Below are 23,785 nucleotides of genomic sequence, written 5' to 3' on the forward strand. Positions count from 1 at the left end.
TAGGCTCTCCACCATGCTAGAAAAAACAAACAGCGCAAGCGGTTGCCGCCGCACTTCACGCACGCGGGTTGTAGCAGGCATTGCGCGTTGGGTGAAAGAGGGCAAGGACCGCCCAGGGCACAATTCCGCAACTGCCCCGCCCCACTGCTTCGCCCCACTGGCCCACCCGCCCCCACACGGGGGCACAGCGCTCTTGCAATCCACCCACAGCGCCCTTATGTGTGGGGTGCCGGAAGATTTCTTGCGGCTATGGCAATAAACGGGATGTGGCATAGGCGTAGTGGACCCGGGGGCGGTACCCGGCGTCTCCACCATACATCCGGATCGCAAGACCCGGACAGATGGGGACGAAACAGGCTCGACACGCGCAGTAAAGACATCTTTTTTGCCCGGCATTGTACCACCGTTATCGGGCTAATTTTACAAGTGCCAATGATAACACTGAGGTGCTCGCTGTTGCTGCATAAGCAATAAGCGCGGTTCGGGAGGGCACCGGGCAACAGAAGCCCTCCCACTTCATACCATTCCCCTTTATGATCAGGCTCCACCACCAGTGCCGCTGGGGGGTATCCGCCATGGGTTATGCCCAACCCCATGCCCTGTGGCATGGCCGCAGGCAGACCTTGGTGCTTGCACTGGCCGAACCTTTCGCGCATGGCTGACGCTAGAGTGATACGCAAGGCCAGCCGCACCACACCCGGCTGAAGCAAGGAGACCAAGCATGGCTGATGACCACGACAACACCACGGGAAATGACGCATTCCCCCCCACCAGCCTGCTGCCCTACGACCAGTGGCTGGAAGAGGCTTACAAGGATGTCATGCTCAAAGCACTCGAATATGTGAGCCGTGAAGGGCTTGCAGGCGAGCACCATTTCTATCTGACTTTCCGCACGGACCTGTCTGGCGTGCAAATTCCCGACCGGCTCCGTGCCCAGTACCCGCACGAGATGACCATTGTGCTCCAACACCAGTTCTGGGACCTGAACGTGGACCGCGATGCCGGGATTGTGTCTGTCGGTCTGTCCTTTGGGGGTGTTGGCTCCATTCTGGTTATTCCCGTTCGGGCCATTACCGGGTTCGCAGACCCCTCCATCCACTTCAACCTGCATTTTGAGCCGGTGGAGGATGAGGAGAGCGCACCCACAGACCACACTCCGGCCGATGCCGGGGACGATGCGGAAGCACAGGGCGACTCCTCCTCTCAGGTTGTCAGCCTTGACGCCTTCCGCCGCAAAGGACCATCACCAGCCTGACCCCCGGTGCGCGGGGGTTCAGGCCGACGGAGAGAGTAAGAGACACGACCATGACCAGCCAGCCCCCCCGCCCCCCACTGCCAGAATTTGCCTACTCCCCCCTGTTCCCTCTGGGGGAGGACACAACCCGGTACCGCAAGATTGATATTGCCGGTGGTGTCAGCACGTCGCATTGCGGTGGCAAAACCGTTCTGCACGTCACCCCCGAAGCGCTCACGGAACTGACGGCCCGCGCCTTCCACGAGGTGGCCCACTTCCTGCGCCCCACACACCTGCAAAAACTGGCCAATATCCTCAAAGACCCCGAAGCCTCGGATAATGACCGCTTTGTGGCCCTCGACCTGCTCAAGAACGCCTGCATTGCCGCTGGCGGCATTCTGCCCATGTGCCAGGACACAGGGACCGCCATTGTGTTTGGCAAAAAAGGCCAGCGCGTCTGGGTGGAAGGCAACGAGGAAATTGCGTTTTCCAAAGGGGTGTACGAAACCTACACCCGCACCAGCCTGCGCTATTCGCAAATGGCCCCGCTCACCATGTTCGAGGAAAAGAACACCGGCACCAACCTGCCCGTGCAGTGCGACATATTCGCCAGCCCCGCCGGTGTGCATGACGAGCAGATGGACCTGATGTTTGTGGCCAAGGGCGGTGGCTCGGCCAACAAGACATTTCTGTTTCAGGAAACCCGGGCACTCCTTGGCTCCGAGCAGCAGTTGCTAGACTGGCTGGACACAAAGGTGCGCACACTGGGCACCTCCGCCTGCCCGCCCTACCACCTTGCCATTGTTATTGGCGGCATGTCCGCCGAGCAGACGCTTAAAACCGTCAAGCTCGCCTCCACCCACTGGTACGATGCCCTGCCCACCAAGGGGGACATGACGGGCCACGCCTTCCGTGATCTGGAAATGGAGCAGAAGGTGCTTGAACTCACCCGCAAGCTGGGCATTGGCGCGCAGTTTGGCGGCAAATACTTCTGCCATGACGTGCGCGTGGTGCGCCTGCCCCGGCATGGGGCGTCGCTGCCCGTGGGTATTGGGGTGTCCTGTTCGGCGGACCGCCAGATCAAGGCGCGGGTTACGGCGGAAGGGTTCTTTCTGGAACAGCTCGAACACGACCCCGCGCGCTTCCTGCCCGAAACCACGGACGAACACCTTGAGGGCGAGGCAGTCCGCATTGACCTGAACCGCCCGATGGATGAAATCCGCAAAACCCTCTCGCAATACCCGGTCAAAACCCGCCTTGCCCTGACCGGCACGGTGGTGGTCGCGCGTGATATTGCCCATGCCAAGTTCCGCGAGCGGCTCCAGCGCGGGGAGGGCCTGCCCCAGTACCTTAAGGACCACCCCGTTTACTACGCTGGTCCGGCCAAAACACCCGCGGGCATGCCCACTGGCTCCTTTGGCCCCACAACGGCGGGGCGCATGGATTCGTACGTGGCCGAGTTGCAGGCCAATGGCGGCTCCTTTGTTATGCTGGCCAAGGGCAACCGCTCCAAGGCCGTGCGGGACGCATGCCAGCAATACGGCGGCTTCTACCTTGGTTCCGTTGGTGGCCCGGCCGCCCGGCTGGCCAAGGACTGCATCCGCAAGGTGGAAGTGCTCGAATACCCCGAACTGGGTATGGAAGCGGTGTGGAAGATCGAGGTTGAGGACTTCCCCGCCTTTATTGTTATTGATGATAAGGGCAACGACTTCTACGCTGAGCTGTAACCCCCCACCGGGGCTGCCCCGCCGCCACACCGTGGCGGGGCGGACAGAAGAGGAGCTGTGTGGTTTTCATGCGCTTTACAGTCGATCGTCTGGACCATGTTGTCCTGACCGTGCGGGATGTTGAAATTTCCGCCTCGTGGTACCAGCGCGTGCTTGGCATGGAGCGGGAAGAATACGGGCGCAACAACCGCACCGCCCTGCGCTTTGGCGGGCAGAAGCTCAACCTCCGCCCGCACGATGCAACCGGCTGGGACACAGCCACCCACGCCCTGCCCGGCGGCAACGACCTGTGCTTTATTACCGCCATTACCAGCGAGGACGTGGTGGAGCACCTTAAAGGCTGCGGCATTACCATTGTGGACGGCCCCGTGGCCCGCCTTGGCGCCATTGGCCCCATTACCTCGGTCTACTGCCACGACCCGGATGAAAACCTGATCGAAATTGCCTCCTATCAGGGGTAAAACAAAAAAACGGGTGCCCGCATAACCGGACACCCGCCTTCAGGCACTCACCCGTAAAAAACCGGGGTTTTACCCCGCGTGGGTCTGCTGTTGCGCCTGCTGCTGTTTAAGCCGCACCGCATCATCATGGTCCACAATGGTATGGCGGGTGGCCAGCCATCCGCCCCTAAAGCCCGCGCGCAACAGGCCACGGCAGATAATGGGGTTATCCTTCATGGTGTTCCACACCATGCCATCGCGCCAGTTTTCCACCATAAGCAGGATCGGCCCCTGATCGATGCCAATATAGGTATCATCCGCCCAGTAGGCCTGTTTGCCATCGTGGTAGCTGGGGTTGAACGCATCCACAAAACCGTAGGTGCCGTAAATGCGGTCACCATATTTGTCCCTCATGGTGCGCAGGGCGGGAATGGCCAGTTCTGGCGCAAACGCCACGGACCCGCCAGCAGCGGTTGGGGCCAGTGTGCCATCATCAAGTGTGTAATCACGCCCCACGCCACGCGCGGTATAGGCCATGAACTTGCGCGGCTGCCCGTTTTCCACCTTTGTGGTCTCGGCCGGGCCATCGCTTGCGGTCAGACCCCAGACATTTGGCCCGTAATCCTGCCATTTGCCGGGGTTCTGTGTGGCGTAACCCTGCTGGGCGTACACGGCGCGGCGGCTGTTCTCAAAATAGTCAATGCCAGCCGAGCGGCTCCAGTCGTCCTTGATACCCCTGAAGTCGATCCATGCATGGGTGTACTGGTGGCCGAACAGGGGGGCAAAGTTCAGGAAGGTCTGGCCATAGGATTCCCCCCAGCGGTTTTTGTTGGTGGAAATCCATGCCTGCCACGAGGTGGGGTCCAGCGGATGGGTGGTGGAGCCAAGCCCCATCACATACAGCATCATCCCCTCGTTATACCCTTCCCAGTAATTGGGTAAAAACCCGTGCTCGGGCGACCAGCCCATGCTCAGCCGGTTATCGGGGCGGAGCATCCAGCGCCAGTCCACGCGGTCAAACAGTTTGGCGGCAAGGTCGCGTATTTCGGCCTCCGCATCGGAATCGTGGGTGTAGTAACTGCCCGTAAACAGCACACCCTGCATGAGCAGGGCCGTGTCTATGCTGGAGAGTTCAATATCCGCGCCAAGGCGCAACCCGTTCTCACGCTTGAGAAAATGGTAGAAAAAACCATGAAAGCCCGCCGCCTTGTCTGGCGTGTCGTTCTGGGGGAGTTTCCACAGGTAGCGCAGGGTGGTCAGGGTCCGGTCCACGGCCTGCTGGCGGTTGATATACCCCCGGTCCGCGCCAATGCCGTAGGCGGTCAGCGCAAAACCGATGGAAGCCACACTGGACTGGGTCTGGTCAGACGGGTAGCGGTCGGGCACCAGCCCGGTTGCGGGGTCTGCCGACTCCCAGAACCACAGAAAGGTCCGGTGCTCCAGATCGGCCAGAAAAGCCCTGTCCGTCTGGTCGGCATGGAAGGGGCTGGGGGCTGGACGCGCCACCACGGATGAGGGTGTTGCCGCCTGCGCGCGCCCCACCTGCATGCTGCTCAGTGCGCTACAGAGCATGAGCAAGGACACAAAAGCCCGTCCGGTTTTATGGCCCTGTGCGGGCTGGCTGGTTCTGGTCTTGCCATGTGCAAAAAAGCGCCTCAATGCCATAAGCCTTGCATTCCTCATCTGTTCACAACAGGCCCACTGCCACAGCAGGCGTTATTTTGGGTCCGTGCCCACGTGCTGCGCGCCACACCGAGCGAACCGGCAGTATAGGGGCCATGCAGCACCCCCCGCCAGAGCAGGGCCAGTGCGCACCACACGGAATCTGCCGAATTTCAGAAAATATTCACGTTTTTATATGTGCCCCAAGGGCTACATAACGGGCCACAGTGCATACAGCATGCCAGACCTGAGCACCCTACACGCCCGCACAACCCACCCCTTGGACGCGCCTTGTAAAAAATTGACACCACCATGCAAAACAACACCGTGCGTCCAGCTCGGTCATGCGTCTATAAAGACCGCCTGATCATTCCAGCCCCGAATATGATTCCTTCATGACATACCAATATAATATTTTTCGTTTTTTTTATGAGCTTCTGGATATTCTGGTATCGCGGATGGAATATATTCTGCGTGGCCTTGCCACCAGCCATGTCCTCATTCCCCCGCCCGCGCAAAGCCACTCGTTCCTGATTATGACGGCGGAGGAAAAAGGCGGCAGAACCTTTTACAAACCGGCCTATTATCTGTTTTCCAAAACCCGCGAACATCTGAGCGGGTATTTTGCCCGTGGGGAAGACCGCCTTTTTTTGGAAAACACCCAGCACTGTGTGCTGATCGCCTTTGCGGATTTCACACTGGTGGTCGGGCGGGAGGCCACAATAGCGGACTACCACCCCCATTCTTTTGAGACCCTGCTGGCCCTTAAAGCCCATATGCGCAACATCAAACTGGGCAAATACGCCGAGGAATATCTGGTTCTGCCCAAAAAAACCGCCATTCCGCCCCGCCCAACAGCACTTGGGCAGCGCATGCAGGCCCGCTAGACCCGCAGGGCCAAGGCGCAGCCCCCGCCAGCAAGCACACCACCCCCACACCCCCTGCCGCCTGCGCCTGTCCGGTGCAAAACCGCGTGACGGATTTTTGCCGCTCATGTATTGCACCCCCTTGGCGCACCGGGACAATACGCCCCGATCGCACAGGGTCTGGGGAGATGCCACCATGAAAATTGCAGTTGTCGGTCTGGGGTATGTTGGCCTGTCCAACGCTATTCTGCTGGCCCAGCACCATGATGTTATGGCCGTTGATGTGGACGCAGGCCGGGTGGACAAGGTGAACAACCGCGAAGCCCCGATTATTGATACCGAGATCGAGGACTACCTGCGGAACAGGCCACTCAGCCTGACCGCCACAACCGACCTTGCCGCGGCCAGCCGTAATGCAAGCTTTGTCATTATTGCCACCCCCACCAATTATGACGCGCAGGAAAACTACTTTGACACATCCTCCGTAACGGATGTGATCGCAAGTGTAAGCGCGCTTAACCCCGAGGCCACGATTGTTATCAAATCCACCATTCCGGTTGGATTTGTGGACCAGATCCGTGTGGAGCTGAACACCGATCAGGTCATCTTCTCCCCCGAATTCCTGCGCGAAGGCCGGGCACTGTACGACAACCTGCACCCATCGCGCATTATTGTGGGCGAACGCAGTGCGCGGGCCGAACGCTTTGCCGCCCTTATGGTGGAAGGGGCGATCAAAAAGGACGTGCCCCTGCTGTTTACCGAAGCCACGGAGGCGGAGGCCATCAAGCTGTTCGCCAACACCTACCTTGCCATGCGCGTGGCGTTTTTTAACGAACTGGACAGTTACTCACTCGCCCGTGGGCTGGATACGCGCCAGATTATAGAGGGCGTGTGCCTGGACCCGCGCATAGGCCAGCATTACAACAACCCCTCCTTTGGCTATGGCGGCTACTGCCTGCCCAAGGACACCAAGCAACTGCTGGCCAACTACAGGCAGGTGCCCCAGAACCTGATCCGCGCCATTGTGGATGCCAACCGCACCCGCAAGGACTTTCTGGCCGACCAGATTCTGGCCATGCAGCCCAAAGTGGTCGGCATTTACCGACTGGCCATGAAAACGGCGTCCGATAACTTCAGGCAAAGCTCCATTCAGGGCATTATGAAGCGGCTCAAGGCCAAAGGGATCGAGATTGTTGTCTACGAACCCGCCATGAAGGACGACCAGTTTTTTGGCTCGCGCGTGCTGCGCAATCTGGAGGAGTTCAAGGCTGTTTCCTCCGTTATTGTCAGCAACCGCCACCACCGGGAACTGGCCGATGTCAAAGACCGCGTGTTCACCCGCGACCTGTTCGGCAGCGATTAAGGCCCCCGGCACGGGCATGCGGGCACACATGGCCCCGCACACCCTGCGCCTTACGCGTTAGTGGCTGCCATATCCGTGCGGATTTTTCTCACGCCACCGGAAGGCGGTTTCCACAATCTGGTCCAGCTCCCCCAGTCTGGGCTGCCAGCCGGTTTCCCTGCGCAATGTGGTGGAATCGGCTACCAGCACAGCGGGGTCGCCCAGCCTGCGCGCGGCTGGCTCCCACGGCACCTGTAGGCCACTCACACGCGCAACACTGCGAATAACGTCCAGATTGGAATAGCCGTGGCCATTCCCCAGATTGTACACAACGCTGCGCGTGGCAATCTGGTCCAAGGCCCGGATATGCGCATCCGCAAGGTCCGTCACATGAATATAATCGCGGATGCAGGACCCATCACGCGTTGGGTAATCCGTGCCAAACAGCTTGAGCGCGGGCCTGCGGCCCAAAGCGGCATCTATGGTCAGGGGGATAAGGTGGGTTTCGGGGCCGTGGTCTTCCCCCGCGCGGCCAAGCGGGTCTGCCCCGGCGGCGTTAAAGTACCGCAGGCAAGCACTCCGCAACCCATAGAGACTATCGGCCCAGTGCAGCACGCGTTCGATCATGAACTTGCTCTCCCCATAGGGGGAGCCGGGCTGGACCGGAGCGGTCTCGGCAATGGGGTCGGCCCGCTCTGGCCCGCCAAACAGGGCTGCTGTGGAGGAAAACACCAGTTTTTTAACGCCGTGCAGCGCACAGGCCTGCACAAGGTTAAGGCCGGTCAGGTAATTCTGGCGCAGGTAATAAAAAGGGTCCGCCATGCTCGCCCCAACAAGCGAGAGCGCTGCAAAGTGCAAAACACCATCCCACTGTTGTGCGGCCACAACATCCACCGTGGCCTGATAATCCATCAGGTCCACAGTATGGATTGCAACCCCCGCAGGCACCGCACCCCTGTGCCCGGTGCTGAAATTGTCCAGCACAGCCACCTCATGCCCGGCGTCCAGCAACGCCAGAACAACGTGGCTGCCTACAAAACCCGCACCACCTGTTACCAGATACCGCACTTAAATACCCCCCACGTTAAAATCTTACGCTTTGCGGCCCCGCATGCCCCCTCCTCCACAACTGGGCCACTCTGGGTAGGGACCAGCTTACTTGTGCAGGCAGGGCCGGGCGCCCTCCAATACGTGTTTTCATACCGGTCTGCTCCGCCTTATGCCAGAGCGGGTGGCCACAATAATGTTCGCGCGTAACGGGCAGGCGGGCTGCCTGTGGCGGTTGTATTTGCCTGTTCCTGCCTGTGCAATTAGTATCGGCTGTGGCTGGGGTCCCCATGGGAGTGTCCGCTTTTTTGAACCATCATACATAGACACAGAACACAGAGTTGGCGCCTATGACCGTAACAGTCCTTCCATTTTTTAATCCGGTACTGTGCTGAACATGGGCAAACGTCTGATTGTAACCGGGGGCGCCGGGTTTATTGGCAGCAACATGATCCATGCGCTCAACCAGCGCGGGCTGAGCAACATTATTGCCGTGGATAACCTGACCAATGGCGAGAAGGCGCTTAATCTGAGCGACCTTGCACTCTGTGACTATGTGGACAAGGACGTGTTCTATGATGCCCTGCTGGATGGGCATTACGGGCCAGTAGACGCCATTTTTCATGAAGGGGCGTGCTCGGCCACCACCGAGCATGATGGCCGCTACATGATGGCCAACAACTACGAACCCAGCAAAAAACTGCTGACCTACTGCCAGCGCACGGGCACACGCCTGCTTTATGCCTCCAGTGCCGCCACCTATGGTGCGTCCACCACCTTTACCGAAGACCCGGCCTACGAAAAACCGTTGAATGTTTACGGCTATTCCAAGCTGCTGTTTGACCAGATTGTCCGGCGCGCCCTGCCCGACCTTACGACGCAGGTTGTGGGTTTTCGTTACTTTAATGTGTATGGCCCGCGCGAGCAGCATAAAGGCGGCATGGCGTCCGTGGCGTTCCACAATTTTAACCAGTTCATGGCCGATGGGCGCGTCCGCCTGTTCGGGCAATACGGAACGTGCCTGCCGGGTGAGCAGATGCGCGATTTTATTGCCATTCAGGACCTCGTGGCCACCAAGCTCTGGTTCTTTGACAACCCCGGACAGAGCGGGGTGTTCAATCTGGGCACAGGCCGGGCGCAGCCGTTTAATGATGTTGCAGCCACCGTGGTCAACACCGTGCGCGCCCACCGCAACCAGCCCCCGCTGGATCTGGCGACAATGGTGCGCACCGGCGTGCTGGAATACACCCCCTTCCCCGACAGGCTGCGTGGCCGTTACCAGTGTTTTACACAGGCAGACATGCACGCCCTGCGCGCAACGGGCTGCCCTGTCACCTGTGCGGATGTTGCACACGGTGTGGCGGAGTACGTGCGCCACCTCCTGCGCGCCCAACCGGACCACACGCCATGACCGCCACACCAACCCGCCCCCGCGAGCATGACCTTCCATGATTGAAAATTTTGAATTCGGACGACTGGTCGTTATCGGAGACCTGCTGCTGGACCAATATGTTTTTGGAACAGTGGAGCGTATCTCGCCCGAGGCCCCTGTGCCCGTGCTGCGCAAGGCGCGCCAGAGCGCGGTCCCCGGTGGTGCGGCCAATGTGGCGGTCAACGCTGCGGCACTGGGTTGCACGGTCAGCCTGATTGGCGTTGTGGGGGATGATGAGAACGCCCAAACCCTGCGCCACGCCCTGAGCATCTGGCCCAATATTAACATAGACGGGTTGGTAACGGAGCCGGGCTGGGCCACCATTTCCAAAATGCGGGTGGTCAGCGGGCACCAGCAGATCGTGCGGATTGATGATGAAACCATTATCGCCTTCTCCCCCCCCACCCAAAGCCGCCTGATCGCGCAGGCCATTGCCGCCCTGAGCAACGCGGATGTGCTGATCTGCTCGGATTACGCAAAGGGTGTTCTGTCCGATCCGGTGTTGCGCGCCGTTATCGACCATGCGCGGGCCAGCAACATTCCCGTTATTGTGGACCCCAAGCGCAAGACCTTTGCCGCCTACCGTGGCGCCAGCCTGATTACCCCCAACCGGGCGGAAATGGCCGTGGCCACAGGCCTGCCCCAGCACACGAACGAACAGGTGGAACAGGCCGCCCGCGTGGCCTCCGAACAGTTTGGGGGGGATGTGCTGATCACCCGCTCCGAGGAGGGCATGACCCTGTGGCAGCGCAACGGGCATATTCGCCATCAGGTCGCGCGCAAATCCGAGGTGTATGATGTGTCCGGCGCGGGCGATGCGGTGGTGGCCACCATTGGCAGCGTGCTCTCCGCCGGGCAGGATCTGGATGCCGCCATTATTATTGCAACCGCTGCCGCCTCCATTGCCGTCAGCAAGCTGGGCACGGCCGCCGTAACCCGCGCCGAACTGGGCGAGGCGTTAAAGGAGGACAACCCCGATACGGGCCTTATCGCCACATGGCCGCAGGCCTGCGCGGTCATGCGCCGGTGGCACCAGCACGGGGCCAGTGTTGTGTTCACCAATGGCTGTTTTGACCTGCTGCATCCGGGGCATGTCTCGCTCCTGCACGCGGCGGCGCAACTGGGGGACAAACTGGTTGTGGCCATTAACAGCGATGCCTCCGTGCGCAGGCTGAAAGGCCCGACCCGACCCGTGCAGGACGAAATGGCGCGCGCCACGGTCATTCGCGCCCTGCGCGATGTGGACATGGTGGTCATTTTTGACCAGGACACCCCGCTGGAGCTGATTACCGCGCTCAAACCCGATGTGCTGGTCAAAGGGGCGGACTATACGGAGGACACCGTGGTAGGGGCCGATGTGGTCAAGGCTGCTGGCGGCCGGGTGGAACTGGTCTCGCTGGTGGAGGGCTGCTCAACCAGCAATCTGGTGCGAAAAATGAACACCCCCAGCGCCTCCCCCTCCAATGCCTGAGGCCCCGGCACAGCCCGCCCCCCAACTCTGGCGCACATGGCTGGTGGAGCACGCACTCCCTTTGTGGAGCAGCACGGGCTACAACTCCGCCCGCCACCTGTACCATGAGCGGCTGACGTTTGAGGCCACCCCCCTGCCCGTGCCCCACCTGCGCCTTATGGTGCAGGCCCGCCAGATTGCCACCTTCTGTCAGGCGCAACTGGATGGTGTTTTTAACGCAGCCGACAACGCCATGCGTACTCTGGCGGAAGTGCAGGCCCGCTACTGGCAGGCGGATGGACAACCGGGCTGGGTTTTTGCACTCGGGCCAGATGGCCGCCCCTCCAGCACCGTGCGCGACCTGTATGCCCACGCCTTTATCCTGTTTGCCCACGCATGGGCCTACCGCCTGAGCGGGGATCAGGCCTTGTTGAAGGTTGTGCACAAAACCGTGGCGGACGTGGAAAGCATCTTTCACGCCCCCCATGGCGGTTTTGCAGATGCCGTGCCCGCACCAGACGCCATCCGCCGCCAGAACCCACATATGCACCTGCTGGAAGCGTATCTGGCGCTTTTTGAGGTCACGGCGGACCAGTTTTATCTGGACCGGGCGCAGCCCTTGGTGGCCTTGGCGCTCGACCACTTTATCAGCCCGCATTCGGGCCTGTTGCTGGAATTTTTTGGTCCCGACTGGGCACCGTGCAAGGCCTATGGCCAAAACCCGGTGGAGCCGGGCCACCTGTTCGAGTGGGCATGGCTGCTGGACACCTATGCCCGCCTGAACCCCACGGATGCGCAGGCCACACGCCTGCACAGTGTTGCCGGGCATCTGCTCCAGTCTGGCAGGCAGTATGGTGTAACCCACCAGCTTGTGCGCGATGGCATTATGGATAACGGCGCACTTGCCCACACCAGCACCCGCATATGGCCCCAGACCGAACTGCTGCGCCTGCTGGCATGCAGGCAGGCAGAAGGCGCAAACCACGCGACGACAACAACGGCAACGGCAACGGCAACGGCAACGGCAACGGCAACGGCAACGGCAACGGCAACGGCAGCAATGGCGGAAACCGGGCTACTGCACACCCTAAGCCGGACTTTTCTGGCCACCTTTGCCCCGGCACATCTGCACGGAGGCTGGATCGACCGCATGGGGGCAGACGGCACACCAGCGGTGGACCATATGCCCGCAAGCTCGCTCTACCATATTTACGGCGCCGCAAGGGCGCTACTGGCACTCCCCCCACCCGCCTGAACCACGCCCCAGCACGGCGCGAAGGCGGCGCGCAGCCTACACAAGAGTGCTGCGCGCAAGCCCCCGCTGCGTGCGGGGGCATGGGTCTTAGGGCCGGTAGCGGAAGAGGTTCAGGTCCTCATAGGCAATGTCTGGCTTGCGGTTGGACATAATATCCGCCAGCACACGGGCCGACCCGCAGGCCATGGTCCAGCCCAGCGTGCCATGCCCCGTATTGGTGTACAGGTTGTCCAGCCCGGTGCGGCCAATAATGGGCGTGCCGTCGGGGGTCATGGGGCGCAGGCCGGTCCAGAACTGGGCTGCGGGCACGTTGCAGCAATTGGGGAACAGGTCGGTAACCGAATGTTCCAGCGTTGCCCGCCGGGGCGCGCGCAGGCGGGTGCTAAAGCCCGCCAGTTCCGCCGTACCCCCAACACGCACCCGGTCACCCAACCGGGTAATGCCAATTTTGAAGGTCTCGTCCATAATGGTGGAAACCGGCGCACGGGCGGCATCGGTAATATCCGCCGTAAGGGAGTACCCCTTGACCGGGTAAATTGGCAGGTCCAGCCCCAAAGGCCGCACAAGAGCGGGGGAAAAGCTGCCAAGCGCCAGCACATAGCTGTCAGCCGTAAGCACCCCGCGAGATGTTTCCACCCCGCTCACACGCCCACTTTCGCTCCGGATTTTGCGAATATCGGTGCTGTACAAAAAGGTCACGCCTGCTGCTGCGGCCATGTCCGCCAGACGCTGGGAAAACTTGAAGGCATCCCCCGTTTCGTCCCCCGGCAGGCGCAGACCACCCACCAGTTTGTCCGCCGAAGGGGCAAGCCCCGGTTCGGCCTGCACGCATTGTGCGGTGTTCAGTTCCTCATACGGCACATTGTACTGTTTCAGCACGGCAATGTCCTGCGCCACGCCGTCCATCTGCTTTTGGGTGCGGAACACCTGCAAGGTGCCCTGCTGCCGGTCATCATATTCAATGCCGGTTTCACGGCGCAGGTCGCACATAACGTCGCGGCTGTATTCGGCCAGCCGGACCATGCGGCCCTTGTTGCGGTCATAGGCGGGGGTGTTGCAGTTTTCCAGCATCTGCACCAGCCACTTCCACAAATGCGGGTCGGGCATGGGCCAGAACACAAAGGGGCTGTACTTCATAAACAGCCATTTGACCGCCTTGAGCGGAATACCCGGCCCAGCCCAAGGGGAGGAATAACCGGGGGACACCTGCCCCGCATTGGCAAAGCTGGTCTCCAGCCCCGCACCGGGCTGGCGGTCCACAACCGTGACCTCATGCCCGGCCTGCGCCAGATACCAGGCGGTTGTTACACCCACAACACCACTACCCAGAACAAGAACCTTCATGATCCTACTCTTTCCCTGCTGTTCTGCCCTCAGGCAGTGCGCGTATAATTGCGATAATAGCGATGCCCGAGCGATGTCAGGACTTCGTAGCCAATCGTGCCTTCCGCGCGGGCCACATCGTCCACGCCATATGTGTCGCTCAGAAGGTCCACCATGCCATCGGCCTCAAGCTGGCCTTGCGGAATGGCGGAAATATCCACGGTCATGGAATCCATGGAAATACGGCCCAGTATGGGCAGGGACTGCCCGCCAAACCACACAAGACCATTGGCACGGGCACGCACAAAGCCATCCGCATAACCCACGGCAATGGTGGCCACGCGCCGTGGCCCTTCGGCCTGCCAAGTTAGCCCGTACCCCACGCGGTCGCCTTTGCTGAGTGTGCGGATCTGCAACACATGGGCTTTCAGCCCCACAACCGGGCGCAGGGGGTTGGGTTCGCCCGGGTGGGGGGCCACGCCATACAGTGCGGCGCCGGGGCGGACGAGACCAAAATGATAATCCGGCCCCAAAAACACCCCCGAGGACGCCGCAAGACTAAGGGGGGCAGACACAGGTAATTGCGCCGCATAGGCCACCAGCCGGGCGGCCTGTTCGGCATTGGCCGGGTTTGCCCGCTCATCCGCGCAGGCCAGATGGCTCATGACCAGTTGCACATCCAGCCCATCCAGCAGGTCCGGGTTTGCGGCAATATGCGCCACATCCTGCGCGGACAAGCCAAAGCGGGACATGCCCGTATCCAGTTGCAGCACAGCGCCAATGCGCCGCTGCTGCGCATGCGCCACCGCACGGACCCAGCCTATCTGTTCCAGACTGTTCAGCACCGGACGCAGATTATACGCCAGACAGGCCTCCACCGCATCGGGCCGGGGGCCGTGCAATACGGTAATGCCCGCCTGCGCGCCCACATGCGGGCGCAGGGCCAGCCCCTCGTCCACATGGGCCACAAAAAACTGTGTGGCCCCAGCGGCAGCCAGAACGGGCGCCACCTGTGCAGCCCCCAGCCCGTAGGCATCGGCCTTGACCACAGCCGCGCACACCGCATTGGGCGCGTGGGCCACAACCTGCCTGTAATTATGGGCGACCGCGTCCAGATTAACGCTCAGGACCGCTCCAGCGCGTTGTGCGGGCCAGCCAGCGTGAACGGGAGTGGGGGCATGGGTCACGACAAATATCCGTTCTGTTACGGTATCAGAATTTTACCGCACTCTTTATGGCATATCCTGCCATTGTGGTGCATGATCTGGGCGTTTCCTTTTTATTTCTGCACAATATTGCGCCAAAAGGCCACAAAAGACAGATTATGCCAGACCGCATTAACGAAGCCATACTCCGCCACCTGCGCCATGATGGCCGCCTGAGCAACGCCGAACTGGCCGAGCGTATTGAGCTTTCGCCCTCGGCCTGCCTGCGCCGCGTTAAAATGCTGGAAAAAGAAGGGGTTATACGCGGGTATCAGGCCATTATCGCCCGCCGCAACGCGCCCCCCGTGGCCACGGTTATTGTGCAGATCACGCTGGAGCGCCAAACCGAGGAATGCCTCCGCCGGTTTGAAAGCCGCATCCGCGAATGCCCGGACGTAAAGGAATGTTACCTGATGACGGGCGATGCCGACTACCTGCTCCGGGTGGAAGCGCGCGACATGCAGGATTACGAGCGCATCCATAAAGAGGAATTATCCCGCCTGCCCGGTGTTGTGCGTATTCAAAGCAATTTTGCCATCCGCCCCATTGTGCAGCAGGAAAAAGGGCAGACTGGCGGGTAGGCCAGACGCCGCGCCAAAAAAAACCTGTCAGGGTGACCCCGGACAGGTTTCTTCAAAAACAGTTTTCAAGCCTGCTGGCGCAGAGGAACTCAGTCTTCGTCCGGCTGGTTCTTATCTGCACTGCCAAGGTCACGCTGGACTTCGGGCAGGCGGAGCAGCGAATCCACATGCATGGCTGTATCCAACGCTGTATCGGGCTGGAAGTGCAGCTCGGGCACCGTGCGGATGGTCAGTTTGTGGGCAAGCTGTGTGCGCAGCCACGGAGCAACCCGCTTGAGACCGGGCAGAAGTGCTGCCACATCGCTCCGTCCCAGCCGCGTTACAAACACGGTGGCATGTTTGAAGTCCGGTGCAAGCCGCACTTCGGTCACTGTAATGGCCACATCGGACAGATCGGGGTCACGGAAGGTGGTGCGTGCGAACAGTTCCGCCAGAACGCGCCGCACTTCCTCCCCTACCCGCAACTGCCGTTGCGATGGGCCAGATGAGGAAAGACCGGCGATGTAGTCCGCCGGTCCCCCTGTTTTACTGCCTGATCCGTGGCGACGACTCATGCTGGAATTAACTCGCTTTCAAAGCATTCCACCACATCGCCTTCGCGCAGATCGTTGTAGCCTGCAAAGGAAAGACCACATTCGTAACCCTTGGTCACTTCCTTCTGGTCGTCCTTGAAGCGCTTGAGCTGGCTCAGATCACCTTCATGGATCACCACGCCATCACGCAGCAGACGCACGCCACAGCCACGCTTGACAACACCGTCGGTTACAAAGCAACCGGCCACCTTGCCAACCTTGCTGATTTCGAAAACCTTGCGGATTTCGGCGTAGCCAAGGAACTTTTCACGATGCTTGGGCGCCATTTTGCCACGTACGAGCAGCTCCACATCGTCCGCCACCTGATAGATGATGGAGTAGTAGTGGATGTCCACCCCTTCACGCTGGGCCAGAAGCCGCGCCTGAGAGGTTGCACGCACGTTAAAGGCGATAATGACGGCATCCGATGCCTTGGCAAGCTGCACATCACTTTCCGTGATCTGACCGACCGAGGCATTCAGGACGCGCACGCCCACTTCTTCATTCGCCAGCTTGAGCACTGTGGTCTGGAGTGCTTCGGCCGAACCCTGCACGTCCGCCTTGATAAGGACAGACACTTCCTTCTGCACACCGGCCTGAATACGGGCCAGCATCTGATCAAGCGTGCCACGGGCAGCAACCTGCCCGGCAACCTGATGTTCCTTCAGCTTACGCTGGCGGAACTCGGAAATTTCGCGGGCACGGTTTTCGTTTTCCACGACCACAAACGGTGCACCAGCAGCGGGAACCCCGGACAGACCCAGAATTTCCACCGGCATGGACGGACCAGCAACTTCAACCTGACGACCACGGTCATCAACCAGAGCGCGCACACGGCCCCACTCAGCACCGGCGACCACAATGTCACCCTTACGGAGCGTACCCTTCTGCACCAGCACGGAAGCAACCGAACCGCGACCACGGTCCAGACGGCTTTCAATAACCGCACCTTCGGCTGCGCGTTCCGGGTTAGCCTGAAGTTCCAGAATTTCCGCCTGAAGCAGAATACCTTCTTCCAGCTTGTCCAGCCCGGTGCGCTGGCGTGCGGACACTTCAATGTCCATCACGTCACCACCCATGGATTCGACCACGATCTCGTGCTGCAACAGATCCTGCCGCACGCGCTCGGGCTTGGCGCCCGGCTTGTCCATCTTGTTGATGGCAATGATCATGGGCACATTGGCCGCCTTGGCGTGCTTGATGGCCTCAATCGTCTGGGGCATCACCCCGTCATCGGCTGCCACCACCAGCACGACCACATCCGTAATGGACGCGCCACGGGCACGCATGGCCGTAAAGGCCTCATGTCCGGGTGTATCCAGGAAGGTGATCTTCGCACCGGATTCCAGAGTAACCTGATAAGCCCCGATGTGCTGGGTAATGCCACCGGCTTCACCCGCCGCCACGTCCGTGGTGCGCAGTGCATCCAGCAGGGAGGTCTTGCCGTGGTCAACATGCCCCATGATCGTAACCACGGGCGGACGGGGCTGCATATCGTCGGTCGCGTCTTCCACGCCTTCAATACCCAATTCCACATCCGCTTCGGACACGCGGCGTACGCGGTGGCCGAATTCTTCCACCACCAGTTCCGCCGTATCGGCATCAATGCTCTGGGTTACGGTTGCCATAACGCCCATTTTCATGAGCGCCTTGATCACCTCACCCTGACGGGCCGCCATACGGTTGGCCAGTTCCTGCACCGTAATTGTTTCGGGCAGAATAACGTCACGCACAACTTTAACCTGATCGGAACGCAGGCGTTCCAGTTCGGCCTGACGGCGCTCACGTTCACGCTGGCGGCGCACGGAAGCGAGCGAGCGGGTCTTGTCGTCATCCCCCTCAATCGCGGCCTGCACGTCAATCCGGCCTGCACGGCGGCCACCACCGGTGTCCCCCTTGCGGCCACTGCTGTTCTTGCGTGGCGGCACCGCCTTGTTACGGGCTGGGCCACGGCGCTGTTCTTCCTCACCTTCGGCGCCACGGCCACTGCGCAGGCGCAGGGTCTGGGCTGCACTGGCGTCCTTTTCCGCTGCGGGAGCCGCAGCAGGGGTCCGCGCAGGTGCAGCGGGCTTGAGCGGCTTGGCAGGCATGATCGCACGCTCGGCCAGCGGGCGCAGACGGCCAGCGGGGGGAGCCAGTGTGACTTCACCGGGAATCGGCACTGCGGACACAACAGGCGCTTTGACCTCGATCGGTTTGATCGCATCAATCCGGGCCTTGCGGTCGGCATCGATCGCGGCGGCTTCTTCAGCCTCGCGCTCTTCAGCCAGACGCTTGTCCTCTTCTTCCTTCCGGCGCGCTTCCTCAGCGGCGGAAAGAATACGAATCTTCTCGGCTTCGCGCCGTTCGGCATCACGCCGTTCGGCGTCTTCGGCCTCTTTCTTCTGTTCCTGAAGCACGCGCTGGCGCATGGCCAGTTCGGCTGCGGTCAGGGTACGGCCGCCGCCTGCGCGGGAACCACCGGAGCGCCCACCAGCGCCAGCCGGGGAAGGACCACGTTTTTTACGCACTTCCACCTGCACGACCTTTGAACGGCCATGACTGAAACTTTGCCGCACGGACCCGGCATCAACCGTCCGTCCGACCTCCGGACGCCCTGCCGGCCGAAGGGACAAACGCCCCTTACCCTGATCCTGATCCTTGCCTTCGCTCATTGACCCGCCTGTTCACACCCATCCGCCGGAAAGGTCCGGCAGACCCGGGGATCGCCAACGGCCACCCCCGCAAAACGTCTGTTTTCACAACAAAGACGCGTAGCCAGCCCGCCGGCCGCCAGCGCCACATTCACAACACGTTCACGCCCAAAAACCTTAGCCAGTTCTTCGGACGACAACGCATCAACGACAGGAATATCCCGACCACCCGATAACAGGCGGTCCAGTTCTTCCCTGCTTCCGTCCGATGCGTGAACGATAACAGCAGCACGACGCTGCATAACCCATTCGCGCACCTTAACGAAGCCACTAATGGCATGACCGGCGCGTCGTGCCAGCCCAACCAATTCTATCATCCGCCGGTGCAGACCTACTTCCACTTGAGAGAGAAGATCTTCCGGCACCTTGACCTGCATCCGCGCAGAGCGCGCGAACACGCCGCGTTTGCAGGCCTGTTCTATCACATCCCGGCGGGCACTCAACCATATTCCCCGTCCCGGCAGACGCGCGTCCAGATCAGGGACGACTATGGATGATGGTGAGATAACAAACCGCACCATCTGAGCCGGAATGCCTTCCTCCCGCGTGACTGCGCACCTGCGGAGGCTGCCCTTCTCTTCTGCTGCTGGCAAGAAATCACCACCCACCCTGTATCAAGGCCTCAGACGCCTGCCCCGCCTTCTGGCGCGGCTGAAGAGGTTGCACCTGCTTCATCCTCAAACCAGTGCGCACGCGCTGCCATGATAATCTCATTGGCGGCGTCTTCTTCTATGGCATCCGCCCCCAGAATTTCGACCAGCTCATCGCCAGCCAGATCACCGAGGTCGTCCAGAGTTTTTACACCCTTTTCACCCAGTGTCACAAGCATCTGGTTGGTGAACACACCCATATTTGCAATATCGTCGGTAACACCAAGCTCCTGACGGCGCTCATCCAGCTTTTCTTCCTGCCGGACAAGGTGGCCTTCGGCACGCTGCACCAGTTCCTGCACGACCGAGTCGTCAAACCCTTCAATGCCCACCAGTTCATCGGGGTCGGCAAAAGCCAGTTCCTCAATGCTATGGTAGCCTTCGGTCACCAGCAGGCCTGCAATCACATCATCCACGTCCAGCGCTTCAACAAACTGGCCGCTGCGACGACGGAATTCTTCCTGACGGCGTTCGGATTCTTCCGCTTCGGTCAGAATATCAATATCCCAGCGCGTGAGCTGGCTGGCCAGACGCACGTTCTGCCCACGCCGACCAATGGCGAGGGAGAGCTGGTCATCAGGCACAACAACTTCAACACGCCCGGCTTCCTCGTCCATCACCACCTTGCTGACTTCAGCAGGGGCCAGCGCGTTCACCACAAACGTGGCGGCCTGCGGACTCCAGGGAATGATGTCGATTTTTTCGCCCTGCAATTCGGCCACAACAGCCTGCACGCGGGAGCCGCGCATACCAACGCAGGCCCCGACGGGGTCGATGGAGGCATCACGCGAGATCACGGCCATTTTAGCGCGGGACCCGGGGTCACGGGCAACGGCCTTGATTTCGATAATCCCGTCATAGATTTCGGGCACTTCCTGCGCGAACAGCTTGGCCAGAAAGGCCGGATGCGTGCGGGAGAGGAAAATCTGCGGGCCGCGCGGTTCGTCACGCACATCATAGATGTAGGCGCGCACGCGGTCGGAGTTCCGGAATGTTTCACGCGGGATCAGCTCATCGCGGCGCAGCAGCGCCTCGGCGGAGCCGATTTCGACCAGCAGGTTGCCGTATTCGGTCCGTTTGACGGTGCCGTTCACGATCTCGCCCACGCGGTCCTTGAATTCGTTGTACTGGCGCTTGCGTTCGTATTCACGCACACGCTGCACAATAACCTGCTTGGCGGTCTGGGCCGCAATACGCCCGAAGTCGATCGGGGGCAGCGGGTCGATCAGATATTCGCCAGCCTGAATTTCGGGGCGGAACTTGCGGGCGATGGAGAGCGCGATCTGCGCATCTTCATTTTCCACCACGTCCACAACTTCCGTCCAGCGGGAGAGGCGTACCTCGCCCGAGCGGCGGTCGATTGTGGCGCGAATGTCCTTTTCGTGCCCGTATTTGGCGCGGCCAGCTTTCTGGATGGCCTGCTCCATGGCCTCCAGAACCTCTTCACGGTCAATGCCCTTTTCGCGCGAAACAGCGTCTGCCACCAGCAGCAGTTCAGGACGGGAAACGGAGGTATCCATGCTCTCAGCTCTCCAAAACAGGCAGCTTTATCAATGCACCTTGGAAGCAGGCGGCTCTTTTTTGCCATTCTGCTCCACACCTGCATCCGATGCAGGCTGTACCATACGGGCGCTGTCTTCAATCAGCGCATCGGTCAGCACCAGTCGCGCCTTGCGGATTTCGGCCAGTGGCAGAGCCACCTCGGTGCCGTCATCCAGACGCATACGGGCCACTGTTCCATCAGACCCCAGAGAAATACCGGCAAAGCGACGCCGCCCTTCAATGGGAACCAGAACTTCCGCCTTGGCCTGATGCCCCGCAAAACGGGTCCAGTCCTTGGCACGTGTGAGCGGGCGGTCGATTCCGGCAGAGGACACTTCCAGCGTCCATGCCCCCGGAATGGGGTCTTCCACATCCAGCACAGCGCCAACGGCGTGGCTGATTCGCTCACAATCCTCAACATTGATCAACATTCCGTCCGCCCGGTCGGCCATGATCTGCACCGTGGGCCGCTCGCGCCCAAGCACCGCCACACGCACAATTTCATACCCCATTTCCTCTACGGCAGGGGCAATCAGTGCAACAAGGCGGCCCTCAAGGCCAGAATGGGCAGAAAGATCATTGTCCAAAGCAAAAAAGGCGGCCCTTCTAAGGCCACCCCCCGAAACGTCATTCAAATTGAGAAGGATGATGGCTTATCTAGTGCACTCAGGCGTAGACTGCAAGGGCAGAAACCACCCACACCCTGTTTGCGCACGGCTGACCATAAAAAATAAATTACCGCTGGACTAGTTTTGCGCATTGCGCCAACCCACAGACATGCTTTTATTGCTTTGGCTGCGACATATCTGCAACGCTTCACTACGCAGGCAAGGAGGCTGACCGTTATCATGCAGAACAAGCCAGACCCGGCATGGCAGCCTCAGCCCCAGGCGGCCGAAAAATCTCCCAATATGCGGCTCGGCCTTATTGGCATGGCCGCATGTGTGCTTATGGCGGGCGCGGGCCTGCATTTTTATGGCGGGGGCAAAACCCAGTCCAACCCGGCCATTGCCGCCGAGTCTGCCGCAGGGGACGAGTCCCAGCGTATGGGCCTGCCGCTGAATGTGATCGCCCCGCAAAATGCGGAGCAGGCACTGGCTGGCTCCAGCTTTTCTGCCCAGCAGCGGGCGGATATTCTGGCCGCGGTCAAACGCCGCGATGTGCGGCTGGTGGCCATGCCGGTCTATGATGCAACGGGGGCTGGCGGCATGATTACCCTTGTCTGCGGCCCGTGGCAGCAGAGTGTGGGGCTTACGGCCAAACCCACAACGGTTATCCTGCCCATTAGCATGAGCGGAAATGTGGATATCATTCCCTCGGCCCCACCCGGCCCGGCGGGCATTGGCAGCGGGGCCATAACCGTTTTTGGCCCACAGGCCCTGCCCGTTCTTTATAAACAGGGGGATACCCTTGCACTTACGGTGATCGCGCAATGAAGGGCCTGCTCCCTACACTCAACCGGCTGATGCCACTGATGATGGTGGTTTTTCTGGTGCTCGCCAGCATCCAGATCGTGCTCAGCCTGCATCTTTCCCTGCATTCCGTGGCCCATGTGCTGCAATGGTGTGCATCCGCATGGCCTGTTCTGGCTGCAACCGGCCTTGTGCTGAGTGTTGCGGGACTGCTGTTTGAAACTCGGGCCGAACATCTGGCCCGCAAAGGGCTATTACGCCGACGGGGGTTCATCATGGACGTTCTTGCCAGACTGACCAATCGCGCCGAACTGGAAGAAATGCTGGCGCGCGAACAGCGCGAAACCACAATTGATGCGGAAGAACTGGCCGCAAACCTGCGTGCGCGTGTGATCGGGCAGGATCAGGTGTGCGAGGATATTGCCGTGCAGCTCCGCCGCCGCCTTGCGCTACAGGTCCGTGGCAAGCCTGTTGGCATCTTTTTGCTCGCAGGCCCACCGGGCACAGGCAAAACCTACCTTGCCAAGCAGATGGCCCGCCAGCTTGAACGCCCCCTGCTGCATTTTGACATGACGCAGATGAGCAGCCCCCACGCCGCCACCCAGCTTTTTGGCTCGCCCAAAGGCTATGTTGGCTCGGACACCTACGGCAAGCTGACCGGCGGGCTGAAGGAAAAGCCCGATGCGGTGGTGCTGCTGGACGAAATTGAAAAAGCCCACCCCGATGTGTTCAAAAAATTCCTGACCGCATGGAACGACGGACACATTACCGAGGCCTCCACCGGGCAGCAGATTTCCACCGTGCGGGCAATTTTTGTGCTGACCTCCAACATTGCCACCGACGCCCTGACCGAAATTGCCGACCGCCTGCACGATGACCCCGACCGCATGCGTGCCGAATCGGTCGAAGCGCTGCGTCAGGCTGGCTTTGCGCCAGAAGTGCTCAACCGTCTGGACCGTATTTTTGTCTTCCGTGCCCTGCGTGGGCTGGATATTGCCCGCGTGGGCGCGCTGGAAATTGAAGCCATGATCGAAGGCTACGGCCTGAAGGTGGAAACCAGCGGGATTGACGCATCGCTCCTGCTTGATGTGATGCGCCGCCAGAGCCGCATGGGCGATGCCGCCTCCGCGCGGGATCTGGTCCGCTCGATTGAGGACATGATCAGCGAGTCCCTTATTGTGGCCCGCCAGCAGGGGGCCAGCATGGTCCGGCTGGTGCGCGAGGATGACGGCACCGTGGTCGCCAAGGTAGCCGACAACCGTGATGACGGGCTACATGCCCGCCTGACCCCCGGCTCCACCCCTACGTAGAATCCACCAGCCCTTAACCGCGCCTTTACAACCAAGGTTACC

General features: G+C 60.6%; 20 protein-coding genes and 1 other RNA gene. 12 read left to right on the forward strand and 9 right to left on the reverse strand.

Translation table 11 applies throughout. The features are described 5' to 3' along the window. The first annotated feature begins 189 nt into the window (after positions 1-189). The 4 genes from ssrA (at position 190) to AABE20_RS12550 (ending at position 3,422) form a co-directional block, all read left to right on the forward strand. Positions 190-516, forward strand: a transfer-messenger RNA (tmRNA) gene (gene ssrA, locus AABE20_RS12535). A 205-nt stretch (positions 517-721) separates the two neighbouring features. Next, positions 722-1,255 (forward strand): SspB family protein, encoded by a 534-nt coding sequence (locus AABE20_RS12540; protein WP_338333373.1) that lies wholly within the window; start codon positions 722-724, stop codon positions 1,253-1,255. Between the two features lie 50 nt (positions 1,256-1,305). Continuing rightward, the gene (locus AABE20_RS12545; protein ID WP_338333374.1) at positions 1,306-2,961 is read left to right on the forward strand and encodes a fumarate hydratase; all 1,656 of its coding nucleotides are present in this window, start codon (positions 1,306-1,308) and stop codon (positions 2,959-2,961) included. Positions 2,962-3,029: 68 nt separating this feature from the next. Further along, a complete protein-coding gene (locus tag AABE20_RS12550) occupies positions 3,030-3,422 on the forward strand; it encodes a VOC family protein (RefSeq protein ID WP_338333375.1) in 393 nt (130 codons plus the stop codon). Between the two features lie 69 nt (positions 3,423-3,491). Here AABE20_RS12550 and AABE20_RS12555 read toward each other — a convergent pair whose 3' ends face one another. After that, complete coding sequence (locus AABE20_RS12555) at positions 3,492-4,973, reverse strand: glucoamylase family protein (protein WP_408740955.1); 1,482 nt, start codon at positions 4,971-4,973, stop codon at positions 3,492-3,494. A 485-nt stretch (positions 4,974-5,458) separates the two neighbouring features. Here AABE20_RS12555 and AABE20_RS12560 point away from each other — a divergent pair, with 485 nt between their 5' ends. Both AABE20_RS12560 and AABE20_RS12565 read left to right on the forward strand, forming a co-directional pair. Continuing rightward, positions 5,459-5,950, forward strand: a complete 492-nt coding sequence (locus AABE20_RS12560) for a hypothetical protein (RefSeq protein ID WP_338333377.1) — start codon at positions 5,459-5,461, stop codon at positions 5,948-5,950. Positions 5,951-6,125: 175 nt separating this feature from the next. After that, on the forward strand, positions 6,126-7,292 hold the full coding sequence (locus AABE20_RS12565; protein ID WP_338333378.1) for a nucleotide sugar dehydrogenase: 1,167 nt from the start codon (positions 6,126-6,128) through the stop codon (positions 7,290-7,292). 57 nt (positions 7,293-7,349) lie between these two features. On the opposite strand, the gene galE is transcribed toward AABE20_RS12565, so the two are convergent. Next, positions 7,350-8,339, reverse strand: coding sequence for a UDP-glucose 4-epimerase GalE (gene galE, locus AABE20_RS12570; RefSeq protein WP_338333379.1), 990 nt, complete (start codon positions 8,337-8,339; stop codon positions 7,350-7,352). A gap of 376 nt (positions 8,340-8,715) precedes the next feature. Here galE and rfaD point away from each other — a divergent pair, with 376 nt between their 5' ends. From rfaD to AABE20_RS12585, 3 genes are read left to right on the forward strand one after another with little or no spacing between them, the layout of a single operon-like run. Beyond that, positions 8,716-9,729, forward strand: a complete 1,014-nt coding sequence (gene rfaD, locus AABE20_RS12575; RefSeq protein WP_338333380.1) for an ADP-glyceromanno-heptose 6-epimerase — start codon at positions 8,716-8,718, stop codon at positions 9,727-9,729. 37 nt (positions 9,730-9,766) lie between these two features. Next, the gene (gene rfaE1, locus AABE20_RS12580) at positions 9,767-11,221 is read left to right on the forward strand and encodes a D-glycero-beta-D-manno-heptose-7-phosphate kinase (protein WP_338333381.1); all 1,455 of its coding nucleotides are present in this window, start codon (positions 9,767-9,769) and stop codon (positions 11,219-11,221) included. Then, positions 11,214-12,455: an AGE family epimerase/isomerase gene (locus AABE20_RS12585; RefSeq protein ID WP_338333382.1), complete on the forward strand. Its 1,242-nt coding sequence runs from the start codon at positions 11,214-11,216 to the stop codon at positions 12,453-12,455. The genes rfaE1 and AABE20_RS12585 overlap by 8 nt, the downstream gene beginning before the upstream one ends. A gap of 87 nt (positions 12,456-12,542) precedes the next feature. Here the strand turns inward: AABE20_RS12585 and AABE20_RS12590 are convergent, their stop codons facing one another. Both AABE20_RS12590 and alr read right to left on the reverse strand, forming a co-directional pair. Continuing rightward, complete coding sequence (locus tag AABE20_RS12590) at positions 12,543-13,799, reverse strand: D-amino acid dehydrogenase (protein WP_165991646.1); 1,257 nt, start codon at positions 13,797-13,799, stop codon at positions 12,543-12,545. A 29-nt stretch (positions 13,800-13,828) separates the two neighbouring features. Further along, complete coding sequence (alr, locus tag AABE20_RS12595) at positions 13,829-14,974, reverse strand: alanine racemase (RefSeq protein ID WP_408740956.1); 1,146 nt, start codon at positions 14,972-14,974, stop codon at positions 13,829-13,831. Positions 14,975-15,102: 128 nt separating this feature from the next. Between alr and AABE20_RS12600 the strand changes: the two genes are divergently transcribed. Next, complete coding sequence (locus AABE20_RS12600) at positions 15,103-15,564, forward strand: Lrp/AsnC family transcriptional regulator (protein ID WP_338333417.1); 462 nt, start codon at positions 15,103-15,105, stop codon at positions 15,562-15,564. Between the two features lie 89 nt (positions 15,565-15,653). Here the strand turns inward: AABE20_RS12600 and rbfA are convergent, their stop codons facing one another. The 5 genes from rbfA to rimP are packed head-to-tail and all read right to left on the reverse strand — an operon-like array spanning position 15,654 to position 21,608. Next, positions 15,654-16,118 (reverse strand): 30S ribosome-binding factor RbfA, encoded by a 465-nt coding sequence (rbfA, locus tag AABE20_RS12605; RefSeq protein WP_338333384.1) that lies wholly within the window; start codon positions 16,116-16,118, stop codon positions 15,654-15,656. After that, positions 16,115-18,790 (reverse strand): translation initiation factor IF-2, encoded by a 2,676-nt coding sequence (infB, locus tag AABE20_RS12610; protein WP_338333385.1) that lies wholly within the window; start codon positions 18,788-18,790, stop codon positions 16,115-16,117. Before infB ends, rbfA begins: the two co-directional genes overlap by 4 nt. After that, on the reverse strand, positions 18,787-19,437 hold the full coding sequence (locus AABE20_RS12615; RefSeq protein WP_338333386.1) for an RNA-binding protein: 651 nt from the start codon (positions 19,435-19,437) through the stop codon (positions 18,787-18,789). The genes infB and AABE20_RS12615 overlap by 4 nt, the downstream gene beginning before the upstream one ends. A 14-nt stretch (positions 19,438-19,451) precedes the next feature. Beyond that, positions 19,452-20,999 carry a transcription termination factor NusA gene (gene nusA / locus AABE20_RS12620; protein WP_338333387.1) on the reverse strand — a complete coding sequence of 516 codons (1,548 nt, stop codon included), beginning with the start codon at positions 20,997-20,999 and terminating at the stop codon, positions 19,452-19,454. 30 nt (positions 21,000-21,029) lie between these two features. After that, entirely contained in the window at positions 21,030-21,608 is a 579-nt protein-coding gene (gene rimP / locus AABE20_RS12625) for a ribosome maturation factor RimP (protein WP_338333388.1), read from the reverse strand. A 261-nt stretch (positions 21,609-21,869) separates the two neighbouring features. Here rimP and AABE20_RS12630 point away from each other — a divergent pair, with 261 nt between their 5' ends. Together AABE20_RS12630 and AABE20_RS12635 are read left to right on the forward strand one after the other, a co-directional pair. Continuing rightward, positions 21,870-22,457, forward strand: coding sequence for a hypothetical protein (locus AABE20_RS12630; RefSeq protein ID WP_338333389.1), 588 nt, complete (start codon positions 21,870-21,872; stop codon positions 22,455-22,457). Next, on the forward strand, positions 22,454-23,743 hold the full coding sequence (locus tag AABE20_RS12635) for an AAA family ATPase (RefSeq protein WP_338333390.1): 1,290 nt from the start codon (positions 22,454-22,456) through the stop codon (positions 23,741-23,743). Before AABE20_RS12630 ends, AABE20_RS12635 begins: the two co-directional genes overlap by 4 nt. Positions 23,744-23,785: the final 42 nt, after the last annotated feature.

Origin of the sequence: Acetobacter zythi (genome assembly GCF_963921165.1) — a bacterium.
GTDB lineage: Bacteria > Pseudomonadota > Alphaproteobacteria > Acetobacterales > Acetobacteraceae > Acetobacter.